The following is a 15642-nucleotide window of genomic DNA, read 5'->3' as shown; positions in this document are numbered from 1 at the left end:
TAAATTGGAGTTAGTAAAGTGAATTTTAAAATGAGGTGAATCGGAATGACAACGTTAAATAGAATACTGGAAAATAAGATAATTGCCATCATTCGTGGAGCAGATCCAAACGATGTGATGAAAATAACCGAAGCACTTTTAAATGGTGGAGTGACCACGATTGAAGTGACAATGAATTCTCCTAAAGCATTGACTGTTATTGAAAAAATAACAGAAGAATTTGGTGATCGAGTATTAGTTGGTGCCGGAACAGTATTGGATGCTGAAACTGCCAGACATGCAATATTGGCTGGAGCTAAATTTATCCTTTCGCCTACAGTTAATAGCGATACGATTACTTTAACGAAAAGGTATGGAGCAGTCAGTATACCAGGAGCCTTTACTCCGACAGAAATTCTTTCAGCATATGAAAATGGTGGAGATATTATTAAGGTTTTTCCGGGGATTCTCGGCCCAAGTTACATAAAGGATATATTAGGTCCGCTTCCTCAAATTCCTCTCTTACCTACTGGAGGGGTTGATCTCGAAAATATTCATGCGTTTTTTAATGCAGGTGCAGTAGGCTGTGGAATAGGAAGTGCCCTTGTTAATTCGAATCAGCAAGTAGATGAGGAGTATATAGAACAGCTTACATCAAAAGCGAGGCAGTTTGTTTCGAAAGTAAAGGAGAGATCTGAATGAAGATTACCGGGTATGAGTTGTTCCAAGTTCCACCACGTTGGTTATTTCTTAAGATCATGACCGATGAAGGGATTATTGGGTGGGGAGAGCCTGTTATTGAGGGGAAAGCGGCCACAGTTGCCGCTGCGGTAAAAGAACTAATGGAAGGATTAATTGGCAAAGATCCACATCGAATAGAAGATCATTGGAATATGATGTACCGGTCAGGATTTTATCGCGGCGGACCGATATTAATGAGTGCAATTGCTGGAATTGATCAAGCTTTATGGGATATAAAAGGAAAATACTTCGAAGCACCTGTTTATGAACTTTTAGGTGGTGCTTGCAGAGATTTAATTCGAGTATACTCATGGATTGGTGGTGATCGGCCGGCTGATGTTGGTATTGCTGCTCAAGAAGCCGTTGAGTCTGGATTTACCGCCGTTAAAATGAATGGAACAGAAGAGCTACAAATCATTGATTCCTATGAAAAAGTTGATCAAGCTATAGAACGAATTGCAGCAGTCCGCGAAGCTGTTGGTCCTTATATCGGTATAGGGATTGATTTTCATGGACGTGTTCACAAGCCAATGGCAAAAATACTTGCTAAAGAATTAGAAGTATTTAGGCCAATGTTTATTGAAGAACCTGTTTTATCTGAAAATAATGAAGCTTTAAGAGAGATTGCCCAGGCAACAAGTATTCCGATTGCAACAGGGGAGAGAATGTATTCAAGATGGGATTATAAACAGTTATTTAACGATGGATATGTTGATATTATCCAACCTGATTTGTCACATGCGGGCGGAATTACTGAATGTAAGAAAATTATATCAATGGCAGAAGCATATGATGTTGCCGCAGCTCCGCATTGTCCATTGGGTCCCATAGCATTAGCTGCTTGTTTACAGGTAGATGCTACATGCCATAACGCATTTATCCAAGAGCAAAGTCTAGGTATTCACTATAATGAAGGAAGTGACCTATTAGATTATATCGTTGAGAAAAATGTATTTGAATATAAAGATGGGTATGTGAAAATTCCGAATGGTCACGGATTGGGAATTGAATTGGATGAAGAGCATGTTCGAAAGCTGAGTAGTGTAGGTCATAATTGGAAAAATCCAGTCTGGCGCCATAAGGATGGAAGTATCGCGGAGTGGTAATGAGAAGAAAGGATGAGCATGATTGTTTTGCTCATCCTTTTGATGTTAACTATTTAAAAATTTCACACATACAGGGTCAGGAACAGATACACTAGAATCTAATAAAGATAATTTTCCTGTTTCTGTATCACGTGCGTATAGGACAAGGTTACTGCTTTCTTGATTTGATGCGACAACAAATTTTTCTGTAGGATCCAGAACAAAATCACGTGGCCAATTACCTTCTGTTGAAGTATATTCAATGAATGTAAGCTCACCACTATCTGGAGCCACACTGTAAAGCGCAATGCTGTCATGCCCGCGGTTACCTGCATAAACAAAGCGGCCGTCAGAAGAAATCTGGATCGCACTACCCTGACTGTTTTCGGTAAAATCCTCAGGAATGGCAGGGATATATTGAAGTTCTGTGAATACTCCTGATTCCGGATTATAGCTTAAAGCAATTACTTCATTGCTCAGCTCTGTCATTACATAAGCAAACTTGCCATTTGGATGAAAGGCAATATGTCTTGGACCGCTTCCGGCCTTCACCAGCAATGTGTGAACTTCTTCTAATTTACCGTTTTCAATTTTATAAGTAATAATTTTATCAATTCCCAAGTCAACAGCCACAACGAATTTCCCATCAGGTGTGAAGCCGGAATAGTGAGTATGAGGCTTTTCTTGTCTTTCGTGCGGGCCTTGACCTGCATGCTCAACTACCGTAACAGCTGAAGATACTGTTCCACCTTCATTTACTATAAATGATTCCACTGTCCCTTTATGATAGTTAGCTGTCACAACCTGCTTGTTTTGATAATCTACACTCACATGACATGGAGAAGCGCCATCAAGTAATGTGCGATTGATTTCAGAAAGCTCACCTGTTTCCTTGTTGATCGAGTAGGAAGCAACTCCACCTTGATTTCCTTCTTTTACAACAGCATAAAGATTTTTATTATCGTTGCTTATATTTACGTATGTAGGGTTGTCCAACTCTGCTGCTGGCTTTACATCACCGAGTTTTGCAGCATCAGTATCAAGTGTGAAGCTGTAAACTCCTTTACTTTCACCTTTTGTGTATGTACCGATATAACCGATTAATTTTGGCAAGAGTCATTCTCCTTTCAATTTGTAATACCTCTCATTATATCGTTAGTTAATTGGAAACAACAACATTTTCATATAGCTATTTGACTAAATATGCTACTATAATAGTATTTATATGGAATAGAAAAGGAGAAGGAAGATGCTAAAGCGGTTTTTTTCGTACTATATCCCTCATAAAAAGCTTTTTATATTTGACTTTAGCAGTGCGATCATAGTAGCTCTATTAGAGTTAGCCTTTCCACTTGCGGTTCAATGGTTTATAGATTCTTTATTACCAACTGAAAATTGGTCAGCAATCGTATCTGTAAGTATCACATTATTAGTTTTATATATTTTTAGTACATTCCTGCAGTATATTGTCAATTATTGGGGACATAAGCTTGGAATTAATATTGAAACAGACATGAGAAAGCAACTGTTTCAGCATGTACAAAAACAGTCATTTAAGTTTTTTGACAACACGAAGACAGGAAATATTATGAGTCGGATTACAAATGATTTAATGGATATTGGTGAGCTTGCCCACCACGGTCCTGAGGACTTATTTATTTCCATCATGACGTTTGTTGGTGCCTTCTGGATTATGTTCACAGTAAACGTTAAGCTTGCACTAGTAGCACTTATAATATTACCGTTTTTAGGCTGGCTCATTGTCGTTAGTAACTTAAAGATGAACAAGGCTTGGAAAAAAATGTACGGAGAAATTGCTGATGTAAACGCCCGTGTGGAAGACAGTGTTTCAGGTGTCAGGGTTGTTCAATCTTTTACAAATGAAAACTTTGAAAACAAACGCTTTTCAGTGAATAACTTAAAATTCCGTCAAGCTAAGTTAGGTGGATATAAAGTCATGTCCTTTAGCTTATCAGGAATTTATATGATGACTCGATTTGTCACACTGGCAGTTTTAGTTGTTGGAGCATGGTTAACCTATACAGGGCAGCTTACATACGGTGAGTTAGTCGGGTTTGTCTTATATATCAATGTCCTTTTTAAACCGATTGATAAAATTAGTGCTCTTATGGAACTTTATCCGAAAGGAATGGCTGGTTTTAAACGGTTTACTGAGTTGCTTGATATGGATCCGGATGTTCAGGATGTTAAAGATGCTGTTGAAGTTCAAACACTGCGCGGAGATATTGCATTCAAAGATGTTACATTTGGCTATGATGAACATAAGCGGGTGTTGAATGGAATTGATTTGAACATTTCAGCGGGAGAAACGATTGCATTTGTAGGACCATCTGGTGCAGGTAAAACAACCATTTGTACTCTTATTCCTCGTTTTTATGATGTTGATAAAGGTTCGATCAAAATAGATGGTATTGATATACGTAATATGACCAAACAATCACTTCGTTCCCAAATTGGAATTGTGCAACAAGATGTGTTTCTCTTTACAGGCACATTAAGAGAAAATATTGCATATGGAAAACTTGGAGCCACACAAGAAGAAATTGAAGAAGCAGCGAAGAGGGCTCATTTAGAAAGCTTTATTGAATCACTTCCATTTGGTTATGAGACACAAATTGGTGAACGCGGTTTAAAGCTATCTGGAGGGCAAAAGCAACGTATTGCTATAGCAAGAATGTTCTTGAAAAATCCGCCGATCTTAATATTAGATGAAGCGACTTCAGCGTTAGATACTGAAACAGAACTAATAATCCAGCAAGCTTTAACAGAATTATCACAAAACCGGACAACTTTGGTGATCGCACATCGTCTTGCAACAATTCGAAACGCGGACCGTATCGTTGTTGTGACGGAGGATGGCATTGCGGAACAGGGTAAGCACGATGAATTAATTGAACAAGGTGGAATTTTTGCCAATCTTCATCGAGTGCAATTTCAGAGGTAATATAACAAAGTGGAACAGAAATGTTCCGCTTTTTTAAATTTAAAAAAATATTTTCAAATGCGGCAAAAAAAAGCAATTATGTGTGGTTGCGATTACAACATATAAGTACCAAGAAACCACTGGTAAACCTCGTATTTTTTAAATAATCCGACTTCTAAAAACAGATTGACACCGATTCCTCTGTTCTGTATTGTATTTGAGTATGTCTTTTTAGGAGGAATTTATGAATAATCATCAAGTAAAAATTACAACAGCAGATCCATCCGCAATAGGACTATTTGGTTTAGCAATGGTGACACTTGTTGCATCATCACAAAAACTAGGGCTAACAGAAGGTTTATCGTTTATTTTACCCTGGGCATTCTTTTTAGGCGGACTAGCCCAACTGTTTGCCTGTGTACAAGATGCAAAGCACAATAATATCTTCGGAACAACTGCATTCGGCGCATTCGGGTTATTCTGGTTTGGTGTTGGTATGTCCTGGCTGATCCAATTAGGTGCTTTTGGCGAGAATTTAGCAGCAAATGCTGATCCAAAGCAACTAGGTGTTGCGTTTATCGGCTATTTGATTTTTAGTGTATATATGACTATAGGTGCTATGGAAACTCATAAAGTATTATTCTTTATATTTGTTTTTATTGATTTCTTATTCATTGGGCTATCATTAAGCACATTTGGCATTATGCATGAAGCTACTCATATGCTGGCAGCTGTATCTGAGTTGATCATCGCATTGCTGTCCTTCTATGGATCTGCGGCAATTGTTTTAAATACACATTTTGGCCAAGTTGTTTTACCAGTTGGTAAACCATTTGGTATTTTTAAAAAATAATGTAGAAAAGAGGCTAACAGAGATGTTGCCTCTTTTTTATGGAAATACGCTCGAATTTTAGCGAATAATGTCAAATCGAAAATAAAAGGAGCAAAATCGAAAATATATTCTTGGAATCGAAAAAAAGATCTAATAATCGAAAATATATTCCCAAAATCGAAAATAAATCTGCCCACTCAAGTTTCGAATATTAGACATCATTCATAAATGGAAGGGTATTAATGTTTCGGTGATGAAAATCACAAAATAATCTACTGAAAATAAAGCGAAGAATAGATCGTGTTTGTTCTTGGTGTTTTATATTAGAATATCAATATTCTTAACATTTCAATAAAAAACAATAATTGTACGCTAGAAAAATATATATTAATATATTATATTTTGTATATTTATGAATAAACATACAAAATAATGTCAAGTTGAGTCATCACTCACCTCTAAGATACAATGAAAAAAAGGGGGAGTGGGTTATGAAAAAGCATATAACAATCATTGGTGCTCCTATGGATTTAGGGCAATCCAGACGAGGGGTTGATATGGGACCAAGTGCAATTCGCTATGCTGGCGTTGTAGAACGATTAGAAATGCTAGATTATGAGATTCAAGATAAAGGGGATATTCAAATCGGAAGGCCCGGAAAAGATGAGGAAACTTCTGCCGGAAGTAATTTGAAATATTTACAGGCTGTTTCGAATGCTAGTCAAAAATTAGCAGAAGCAGTGGACGAAGTCGTAAAAAAAGGTTCGTTTCCACTCGTATTTGGTGGTGACCATAGCATTGCGATTGGGACACTTGCCGGAATTTCTAAACATTATCAAAATTTAGGTGTGATTTGGTATGATGCACACGGAGATTTAAATACAGGTGAAACATCACCTTCAGGAAATATACATGGAATGCCATTGGCAGTAAGTCTCGGAATTGGACACCCTGATTTAATAACAATTGCAGGTTATACGGAAAAAATAAGGCCGGAGAATATCGTCATTATCGGTGCGCGTTCATTGGATGAGGGAGAAAAAATACTTATCCGTGAAAAAGGAATTAGAGTATATACGATGCACGAAATTGATCGACTCGGGATGACAAAGGTAATGGAAGATGCAATCGCTTACTTGAAAAATAAAACAGATGGTGTTCATTTATCACTTGATTTGGATGGACTTGATCCAAGTGATGCACCTGGTGTAGGTACTCCCGTTTTAGGGGGAATTAGTTACCGTGAAAGCCATTTAGCAATGGAAATTTTAGAAGAATCAAAAATGATTACATCAGCTGAATTTGTTGAGGTGAATCCGATCTTGGATGAAAAAAATAAAACAGCTGAAGTGGCAGTTGCGTTAATGGGTTCACTATTTGGGGAAAAGCTTTTATAAAAGTAAGGAGGAATGATGATGAAAACTAGATCAGAGCAAGTCATTGATCAAACAGAGCAATACGGAGCAAATAACTATCATCCATTACCAATTGTTATTTCAAAAGCAGAAGGCATTTGGGTGGAGGACCCTGAGGGGAATCGGTATATGGATATGTTAAGTGCTTATTCTGCAGTAAATCAAGGTCATCGTCATCCAAAGATTATCCAAGCCTTAAAAGATCAAGCTGACCGAGTGACCTTAACATCTCGTGCATTTCATAATGATCTACTTGGGCCATGGTATGAACGAATTACCAGCCTAACGAAAAAAGAAATGGCATTGCCGATGAATACTGGAGCTGAGGCAGTAGAAACAGCTGTGAAAGCGATCCGGCGGTGGGGGTACCAGGTAAAAGGTATCTTAGAGAACAAAGCGGAAATCATTACATGTGAAGGAAACTTTCATGGTCGAACAATGACTGCTGTCTCCCTTTCATCTGATGAAGAATACCGAAAAGGGTTTGGTCCGATGTTGCCTGGTATTAAGATCATACCTTATGGTGATATAGAGGCTTTAAAGGCAGCTATCACACCCGATACAGCGGGTTTTCTTTTCGAACCTATTCAAGGTGAGGCGGGAATTAATATACCACCATCGGGCTTTATGAAAGAAGCTTCTGAATTATGTAAAGCAAATAATATTTTATTTGTCGCAGATGAAATTCAAGCAGGTTTAGGACGCTCAGGTAAATTATTTGCCTGTGATTGGGAAGGCGTAATACCTGATATGTACATTTTGGGTAAGGCGCTTGGTGGGGGTGTGTTTCCTATATCATGTGTGGTAGCGAACAGGGATGTTCTTGGCGTGTTTAACCCCGGGTCTCATGGGTCAACATTTGGAGGAAACCCATTAGCCTGTGCGGTATCACTTGCATCACTCGATGTTATGGAAGAAGAAAAACTAGTGGAACGCTCTTTAGAATTGGGTACTTATTTTATGGAACAATTAAAGGAAATAAAGAACCCGTTTATTAAGGAGATAAGAGGTAGAGGACTGTTTATTGGTGTTGAACTAACGGAACCTGCTCGTGGCTATTGTGAGAAGCTTAAAGAAAAGGGACTATTATGTAAAGAAACACATGACACAGTTATCCGCTTTGCTCCGCCATTAGTCATAACAAAAGAAGAGCTTGATTGGGCGATCGAAAGAATCAAGCAGGTCTTAGCATAATTGATTCACTTTCCAGGGATGGTCTTCAATAGTAAGACTGTCCCTATTTTTCTTATAAACTATCATGAAAGCAATCAATTGATTGACACATCTCAATTGGGGTATCATACTACAATTAATCATTTAAAGGAGCTAATAAAAATTGTCCAACTTTATGAGAAAGATTGATTTTAAATGAAAATCATTCAACATTCCTATAAAAGAAGAGGTCAAATTGAGTTTATGTTCGAAGAATTTCCTCATTCTAAAGTAGTGTTTTCTCCTATAAAAAAATACTATTTTATTAGAACCGTGCGGTGGAATCGAGAGGATCCTGTTGTTACACGAAGGGATTTGGAAAAAATGGAACTTGAAGTAAATGAGTTTTTAGGGAGTATTGAATGTTATAAACAACGTAAAGCCTTTAAAAGCTTTGTAAATCATTAATAGATCGTAATGATTGTTGTAGAAGGATAAAAGTTGTGTTTTACACCGGTAGACTAGATGAAAGAGGATCTAGTCTTCTTTTTTTACTGTAAAAACCACTGTGTAGGAATACCTATTTCCGATATTGACAAATGAATCTAAATACCTGGTTTTCTTTAAAAGAAATTATGAAAATATTACCGTAGACTTTGAAAATATTAGGATAAAAGTTTCCTTTTTATTTACATTTTGGTTTAAACCTGTATTTATCCGGGTAGATATGATATTGGTATATAGTAGAAATTTTACAGGATATGTTTTTTTATCCAATTGATTTTGGGTACTCACAATTTAAATAGATGAATACCGAAATATAACTAGTTAAGGAGAGGAAGTAAATGTCTGGAATTATTCGTGTTACCCCTGCAGAGTTAGTGAGCATGGCCAACCGTTACTCTAGTGAAAGCAGCCAAGTAGGAGAGCAAGTTTCTCGTCTTGATACAATGATCCGCGAGCTTGAAGGTATGTGGGAAGGTGAATCAAGCAGAGCGTTCAGTGAACAATATCAGTCTTTAAGACCATCATTCATTCAAATGCAACAATTGCTTGAGGACATCTCAACTCAGCTTAACAGCACATCTAAAGCACTTGAAGACGCTGATCAGCAAATTGCTAGTCAAATTAGAGGATAATGAAACAAAATCGGAAGTGCCTTGTTTAGCCCCGACAAGCATAAGACGCAAGCGAATAGAAGACGTGCTCTTTGTCTTCAATTCGTTTGTGGCTTATGACCTCGAGGGGCTAGGCACTGGCAGTCTAAGAACGCGACGTCCTGTCGCAACAACTGCACTTGCACATCCTGTGCTTCGGAGCTGGATGTCAACGAGCACGTTATATAGCTCATAGACGAAATTTCCTAAGAAAAAAGCAGGGGCGCTCTTTAACGGACGCGCTCCTTCCTTATGAGGTGACACGCGAATGTACATAGAAATCACAATTGACCTAAAAAACTACCAACAAGAAAACTTTGATATCAGACTATCTAATTATCATTCTGTCAAAAAATTAATCGATATTGTGTGGCAAGCAAAAAGTTTGACTGAGCCGCCAAGACAAGGTGCCTGGGTAAGAGTAGTTAATAAACAAAAGGTAATTCAAGGCACAGAACGACTTCTTGATGCAGGAATACGAACAGGAGACAGAATTGAAATCTTATAAAGGAGAATTAGGCATGTCAACAGAAAACACTCATACCTCATATCTAACAAAGCAACTGGAAGCTATTATTACTCGTAAAGAGCGGAACATGACATTCACTTTTCAGAAGGAAAAAGTGAAATTAGATAATCCTGCAGAAATCTCCTTTTTAACTGAATTAAATCCTACGATTGAAAAGGACATAGTGATGAAGGACGATGAGCTCACCATCCAATATAAACTCCCTAATACCTATTCTTTTCTCCTTTCCCAATTGAAACGATTAGATGAGAAAGAGCGATTTGTTCTTGCCTATAAAATCGTGCAGTCAGTGAAGAGTCATAAACTTTCAAGAATCCATCTTGTTGTGTGTCCTGAAAATATCGTTGTGGACCAAGGGCTACATCCTTATTTTCTTCATTATGGAGTAAAAGAAAGTCTACCTCCTTATGAACATAATGAAGAGAAATTGCTTCAGGAGGTAAAGGCGACGGTTGCTTCTGCTGTGGATACAACGTATACATTTGATCAATACGTCCAGTTTTCTCAAACACTAAAGCTTTCATCATTAGTGAAAAAAATCATGGAAGCAAAGGAATACCAAGACTTACTTGACATAATCGATGGTGAAATTCAAAGAGTTAACCATGAAAAATCACTTAAAATGACTGTTAATAAGAAAACATGGAAGCTAAATCGATATGTGTTAATTGGAGTTACCTTATTGTTTATTCCTGCTTTTATTTACAGTTTATATTCATTATTTTCATTGCAGCCAAAGCAAGCTAGCTTTATTCAAGCACAGGAGATGTTTCTGCTAAATAATTTTAGTGAGGTTGTAACAGAACTTCAGCCGTATAGCATTGAAGAAATGCCAAAGGTGACTCAATATCAACTGTCCTTATCTTATATTGTGAATGAATCATTAACAGAAGATCAAAAAGAAACTGTTCGAAACACAATAACTTTACAAACAGATCCTCAATATTATGAATATTGGATTCAAATTGGCCGTGGTAAAGCTGAAGATGCACTTGATATTGCAAGATTTCTGGAGGATCGCGACCTTATCTTATTTGGATTATTAAAGCATAAAGAACAATTAAAGTCAGATGATAGTTTAGATCGAGAGGAAAGAGAGCAAGCGTTAGCTGACATAGAAAACGAAATAAAGGAATATCAGCAAGAAGCAGAAGAGGCGGAACTTGCAGATGAAGAACAAGATCAACCTGTATCGAATTCAGTTGAAGAAGAAACTTTAAGCTCTGAAACTGAAAGTGAAACGACTGAACAGAATACAAAGCAGCCAACACAGACAAAACAAGAAAGCACACAAAAGAAAACACAAACGGAGTAATAGAATTGTCTAATGAATGAAATAACAGGTGGTGATCATATGGCAACGCTTTGGGTTTTTACGAAGCATACATACCAGGAAATTCAATTAAATAAAGGTCCAAAACAACAAATAACAATAGGTCCAAGCAAAGAGCATGCAGTTACCATCCCTAGTATATCAAATACCTTTATTGTAAGGTTTCATGATGGTCAATATTGGATGCGAAATAATGTGGATCAGATAGAGACAAAACTGGAACATAATAAGGAGTATTCAATCGATGACGCCGGAGAGAAGCTAAGGATTTACTTGGCATCATCTTTGAAAAGAAAAACCTACTATGTCGGACATTTAAGGGAAGTATCTTTTTCTACCCTTGATCAAAGCACAAGCTTTTATAAGAAATATGATCTTGAAGCTTCTTTTTCTCTTATACACCAATCAAATGGATTTCAGCTATCAAGTCTAAATGGTGAGTTATTTAAAAACGGTCAAAAAATGGAGATAACAAGTTTATTAGAAACTGGCGATATGATCATGTGGGCGTCGATGAAAATCACCTTGCTTGAAGAGGATTTTATTCAAATCGAAAGTCCGGAAACGTATCAAACAAGTTTACCTGAGTCAATTATCCCTTTATCTGAAATGAAAAAAAAGTATCCAGCCTACCGCAGAACACCTCGTATGGTATATGATTTGCCAGATGAGAAGGTACAGCTATCGTTTCCAACACAAGATTCTCAAGGGTCAAATCGGAGCTTGTGGTTAATTATTTTGCCTCCACTTGTGATGCTGATCGTCATGGGGCTTGTTGCATTTTTAATACCAAGAGGCATTTTCATCATTGTTTCATTAGTGATGTTTATGACGACGCTTGTGACTTCAACGGTCCAATACTTTAAAGATAGAGGAAATCAGAAAAAATCGAAGGAACGTCGTAAACGAATTTACTCGAACTATTTACATTCGAAAAGACAAGAGCTTCAGCAACTTGCTGATAAGCAAAAAGACGTGCTTGACTTCCATTTTCCTGCTTTTGAAAGAATGAAGTATTTAACAACTCAACTGTCAGATAGGCTATGGGAAAGAACGATGGAAAGTCCTGACTTTCTCCAATTTCGTCTTGGGACAGGAACAGTTCAAGCGAGTTACACGATTTCTTCTTCTGCTTCAGATATGTCCAATCGTGAAATGGATGAGTTGCTCGAAGAATCCCAAAAACTTGAAAGAGCATACAAAAAGCTTTCAAACCTACCGATTACAGCCAATTTATCTGAAGGAGCAATTGGATTAATCGGAAAAGACCGTGTATTAAAGAATGAACTACATCAACTAGTTGGTCAACTGGCCTTTTTTCATAGCTACCATGACCTAAGGTTTGTATTTATCTTTGATGAACAAGAATACAAGGAATGGGAGTGGATGAAGTGGCTGCCACATTTTCAATTGGCAGGATCTCATGCCAAAGGATTTATCTATAATGAAAGAACAAGGGATCAGTTATTATCTTCTCTTTACGAAATGGTAAGAGAGAGGGATCTTGAAGAGGAAAAAGAAAAAATAAGATTTTCTCCACATTATGTGTTTATTGTTACAAACCAACAGCTAATTTCTGATCATGTCATATTAGAGTATTTGGAAGGAAATCATCAGCATCTAGGGATTTCGGTTATTTTTGCAGCAGAAGCAAAGGAAAGCTTATCAGATAATATTCACACACTTATTCGTTATATCAATGTTGAACAAGGTGATATATTAATTCAGCAGAAAAAAGCAGTCAAAATTCCATTTGCATTGGATGATCACAACCGATCCGATAATGAAATGTATGCAAGGATGCTGCGAACACTTGATCATCAAACAGGGATGACAAACTCGATTCCGGACTCTGTTTCCTTTTTGGAAATGATGAATGTGAAAAATGTTGATCAGCTTCCAATTGAACAAAATTGGCTAACACGAGAGTCAGCGAAATCATTAGGTGTTCCAGTTGGATTAAAAGGAAAAGCAGAAACCGTTGATTTGAACCTCCATGAGAAAGCACATGGACCACATGGGCTATTAGCAGGGACAACTGGTTCAGGGAAAAGTGAGTTTTTACAAACGTATATATTGTCACTTGCTGTCCATTTCCATCCACATGAAGTAGCCTTTCTTCTTATCGATTACAAGGGTGGTGGAATGGCACAACCGTTTAAAAATATGCCGCATCTTCTTGGGACCATTACGAATATTGAAGGAAGTAAAAATTTCAGTATGCGGGCCCTTGCTTCTATTAAAAGTGAGCTAAAAAGACGTCAGCGCTTATTTGACCAACATAGTGTGACACATATTAATGATTACACAAGACTTTATAAAAGTGGAAAAGCAGAACTGCCATTGCCGCACCTGTTCTTAATCTCTGATGAATTTGCAGAACTGAAAGCCGAAGAACCTGATTTTATTAAGGAATTAGTCAGTGCTGCACGTATCGGAAGAAGCTTGGGTGTCCACCTTATTCTTGCCACTCAAAAGCCTGGTGGTGTTATCGATAACCAGATTTGGAGTAATGCACGTTTCAGAGTTGCATTAAAAGTTCAGAACACAGAGGATAGCCGGGAGATCCTAAAGAATGGTGATGCAGCTTCTATTACACAAACAGGTCGTGGATATTTGCAGGTTGGAAACAACGAAGTATATGAACTATTTCAATCTGCATGGAGTGGAGCACCATATCATGAAGAAGAGTCTCTTGATATCGAGGATGAAATCGCGATTGTCACAGACCTTGGATTAATTCCACTTTCCGAGGTAACGGTTCAAGATCATAAGCAAAAAGAAGTACTAAGTGAAATTGCCGTTATTGTTTCAAAAATAAACGAGTTACAAGAAAAATTAGAGCTGAAAAAGTTACAAAGTCCTTGGTTGCCTCCACTGCCAGCTCGACTATACCCAGTCAAGCAAAAGGAACCAATAGATAAAGCGAGTATCATATTTACTCGAATTGATGAACCGGAAAAACAAAGCCAATCTGATTATTCATATAACGTTTTAGAAGATGGAAACATCGGGATATTCGGTTCCGCTGGTTATGGTAAGACAAGTACAATGCAAACATTGGTGCTTGGTATGGCAAAGGTGCTTACTCCAAAGGAAGTTCATTTTTATTTAATGGATTTTGGAAATGGTGGGTTATTACCATTAAGGCAGCTTCCGCATACAGCAGATTATTTCTTGTTGGATCAGGAGCGGAAAATTGAGAAGTTCATGAATATTCTTAAAGACGAAGTGGCAAGCAGGAAGAAGCTCTTTCAAAAGAAAGAGGTTAGCTCAATAAAAATGTACAATGCCCTAAGTGAAGATCAGCTTCCGCTTCTTTACTTAGTGGTTGATAATTTTGACCTCGTCAAGGAAGAAATGCTTGATCTGGAGCAGCAACTGAATACTTTTGCACGTGATGGCCAATCATTAGGTATTTATCTCATGTTGACAGCCACACGAATTAACTCTGTTCGTCAATCGTTGATGAATAACTTACAAACAAAAATTGTCCATTACTTAATGGACCAAACAGAAGCTTACACAATGTTGGGACGATTACCATTTGCTCCGGAATCAATACCGGGAAGAGCAATCGTGAAGAAGGATGAAGCATTCTTTTCGCAAGTCTATCTTCCAGTTGAAGGAAAAGATGATTTTGAGCAGATGGAAAATGTGAAAAAATTAGTGCAGTATCTAAAAGATGATTATAATCATGTTGAGAAACCTGCTCCTGTACCGATGCTTCCGACTGAACTAACGATGGCCAATTTTGCTGCTTATATAGACGGAAAAGAGGGCTTACTACCAATTGGTTTACATGAAGAAACAGTTAAGCCTGTTTATGTCAACCTTACTAGGGCTAAGCATTGTCTCGTACTCGGCCAGGCGCAAAAAGGAAAAACAAATACATTAAAGGCCTTTATTCATACCGCATTGGAGCAACAATTGGAACATGTTGCGATCTTTGATTCCATTGATCGAGGCTTGTCTGCTTTTATTGGAGATAACAGACTCGTTTACTTGGAAGGTAAGGATCACGTAGCATCCTGGCTTGAAGCAATTGAAAAGGTAATGGTAGATAGAGAAGCCAATTACCAGCAATTGATTCAAGAAGGAAAACCATTGACGGCTAATCAGCCAGTGTTACTCATTGTGGATGGATATGCAAACTTCCTGACAAAGCTGGATAATCCTTTACAAGATAAACTTGTTCGATTGATGAAAAATTACAGCCATTTAGGTTTTAACATCATTGTATCCGGCAGCAACAATGAATTAACAAAAGGATATGATCCACTAACACTTGAAATAAAACAAATTCGTCAAGCAGTCGTGTTAATGAAAAAATCAGAACAAACTATGTTCACTCTTACATATGACCGGAAGGAACCGGAAATTCAACCGGGCTACGGTTATTATGTTGAAAACGGAAAAGAACAAAGCATTCAAATTCCGCTTGTTCATGTAGAACGGAAGGTGCAAATATAAGT

The 15642-nt window shown here is 37.6% G+C and carries 11 protein-coding genes; 10 read left to right on the top strand and 1 reads right to left on the bottom strand.

Going from position 1 to position 15642, the window contains the following annotated elements; translation table 11 throughout:
- The first annotated feature begins 45 nt into the window (after window positions 1-45).
- Both BK577_RS20640 and dgoD read left to right on the top strand, forming a co-directional pair.
- A complete protein-coding gene (locus BK577_RS20640; RefSeq protein ID WP_078434684.1) occupies window positions 46-681 on the top strand; it encodes a bifunctional 4-hydroxy-2-oxoglutarate aldolase/2-dehydro-3-deoxy-phosphogluconate aldolase in 636 nt (211 codons plus the stop codon).
- The gene (gene dgoD, locus BK577_RS20635; RefSeq protein WP_078434683.1) at window positions 678-1826 is read left to right on the top strand and encodes a galactonate dehydratase; all 1149 of its coding nucleotides are present in this window, start codon (window positions 678-680) and stop codon (window positions 1824-1826) included. Before BK577_RS20640 ends, dgoD begins: the two co-directional genes overlap by 4 nt.
- 45 nt (window positions 1827-1871) lie before the next feature.
- On the opposite strand, the gene BK577_RS20630 is transcribed toward dgoD, so the two are convergent.
- On the bottom strand, window positions 1872-2918 hold the full coding sequence (locus tag BK577_RS20630; RefSeq protein WP_078434682.1) for a lactonase family protein: 1047 nt from the start codon (window positions 2916-2918) through the stop codon (window positions 1872-1874).
- A 136-nt stretch (window positions 2919-3054) separates the two neighbouring features.
- On the opposite strand from BK577_RS20630, the gene BK577_RS20625 reads away from it, so the two are divergent.
- From BK577_RS20625 to essC, 8 genes are all read left to right on the top strand, one after another.
- Window positions 3055-4770 carry an ABC transporter ATP-binding protein gene (locus BK577_RS20625; RefSeq protein ID WP_078434681.1) on the top strand — a complete coding sequence of 572 codons (1716 nt, stop codon included), beginning with the start codon at window positions 3055-3057 and terminating at the stop codon, window positions 4768-4770.
- A 223-nt stretch (window positions 4771-4993) separates the two neighbouring features.
- Window positions 4994-5602: an acetate uptake transporter gene (locus BK577_RS20620; protein ID WP_078434680.1), complete on the top strand. Its 609-nt coding sequence runs from the start codon at window positions 4994-4996 to the stop codon at window positions 5600-5602.
- A gap of 470 nt (window positions 5603-6072) precedes the next feature.
- Window positions 6073-6978, top strand: coding sequence for an arginase (gene rocF, locus BK577_RS20615; protein WP_078434679.1), 906 nt, complete (start codon window positions 6073-6075; stop codon window positions 6976-6978).
- Between the two features lie 18 nt (window positions 6979-6996).
- Complete coding sequence (locus BK577_RS20610; protein WP_281252625.1) at window positions 6997-8190, top strand: ornithine--oxo-acid transaminase; 1194 nt, start codon at window positions 6997-6999, stop codon at window positions 8188-8190.
- 803 nt (window positions 8191-8993) lie between these two features.
- Entirely contained in the window at window positions 8994-9287 is a 294-nt protein-coding gene (locus BK577_RS20600) for a WXG100 family type VII secretion target (RefSeq protein ID WP_026562742.1), read from the top strand.
- Between the two features lie 286 nt (window positions 9288-9573).
- The gene (gene yukD, locus BK577_RS20595; RefSeq protein WP_078434676.1) at window positions 9574-9813 is read left to right on the top strand and encodes an ESX secretion system protein YukD; all 240 of its coding nucleotides are present in this window, start codon (window positions 9574-9576) and stop codon (window positions 9811-9813) included.
- 13 nt (window positions 9814-9826) lie between these two features.
- Entirely contained in the window at window positions 9827-11149 is a 1323-nt protein-coding gene (gene essB, locus BK577_RS20590) for a type VII secretion protein EssB (RefSeq protein ID WP_169908423.1), read from the top strand.
- A 39-nt stretch (window positions 11150-11188) separates the two neighbouring features.
- The gene (gene essC / locus BK577_RS20585; RefSeq protein ID WP_078434674.1) at window positions 11189-15640 is read left to right on the top strand and encodes a type VII secretion protein EssC; all 4452 of its coding nucleotides are present in this window, start codon (window positions 11189-11191) and stop codon (window positions 15638-15640) included.
- The last annotated feature ends 2 nt before the right edge of the window (window positions 15641-15642 follow it).

Origin of the sequence: Metabacillus halosaccharovorans, assembly GCF_002019635.1 — a bacterium.
Lineage (GTDB): Bacteria > Bacillota > Bacilli > Bacillales > Bacillaceae > Metabacillus > Metabacillus halosaccharovorans.
Note: the sequence above shows the minus strand (reverse complement) of the source record. Positions and strands in the feature narration are given on the sequence as shown.

What these genes read in the sequence shown, in the direction of transcription:
- rocF (WP_078434679.1), top strand. Translation starts at nt 6,073, where the DNA reads ATGAAAAAGCATATAACAATCATTGGTGCTCCTATGGATTTAGGGCAA.
- BK577_RS20600 (WP_026562742.1), top strand. Translation starts at nt 8,994, where the DNA reads ATGTCTGGAATTATTCGTGTTACCCCTGCAGAGTTAGTGAGCATGGCC.
- dgoD (WP_078434683.1), top strand. Translation starts at nt 678, where the DNA reads ATGAAGATTACCGGGTATGAGTTGTTCCAAGTTCCACCACGTTGGTTA.
- BK577_RS20620 (WP_078434680.1), top strand. Translation starts at nt 4,994, where the DNA reads ATGAATAATCATCAAGTAAAAATTACAACAGCAGATCCATCCGCAATA.
- BK577_RS20625 (WP_078434681.1), top strand. Translation starts at nt 3,055, where the DNA reads ATGCTAAAGCGGTTTTTTTCGTACTATATCCCTCATAAAAAGCTTTTT.
- BK577_RS20610 (WP_281252625.1), top strand. Translation starts at nt 6,997, where the DNA reads ATGAAAACTAGATCAGAGCAAGTCATTGATCAAACAGAGCAATACGGA.
- BK577_RS20640 (WP_078434684.1), top strand. Translation starts at nt 46, where the DNA reads ATGACAACGTTAAATAGAATACTGGAAAATAAGATAATTGCCATCATT.
- essC (WP_078434674.1), top strand. Translation starts at nt 11,189, where the DNA reads ATGGCAACGCTTTGGGTTTTTACGAAGCATACATACCAGGAAATTCAA.
- yukD (WP_078434676.1), top strand. Translation starts at nt 9,574, where the DNA reads ATGTACATAGAAATCACAATTGACCTAAAAAACTACCAACAAGAAAAC.
- essB (WP_169908423.1), top strand. Translation starts at nt 9,827, where the DNA reads ATGTCAACAGAAAACACTCATACCTCATATCTAACAAAGCAACTGGAA.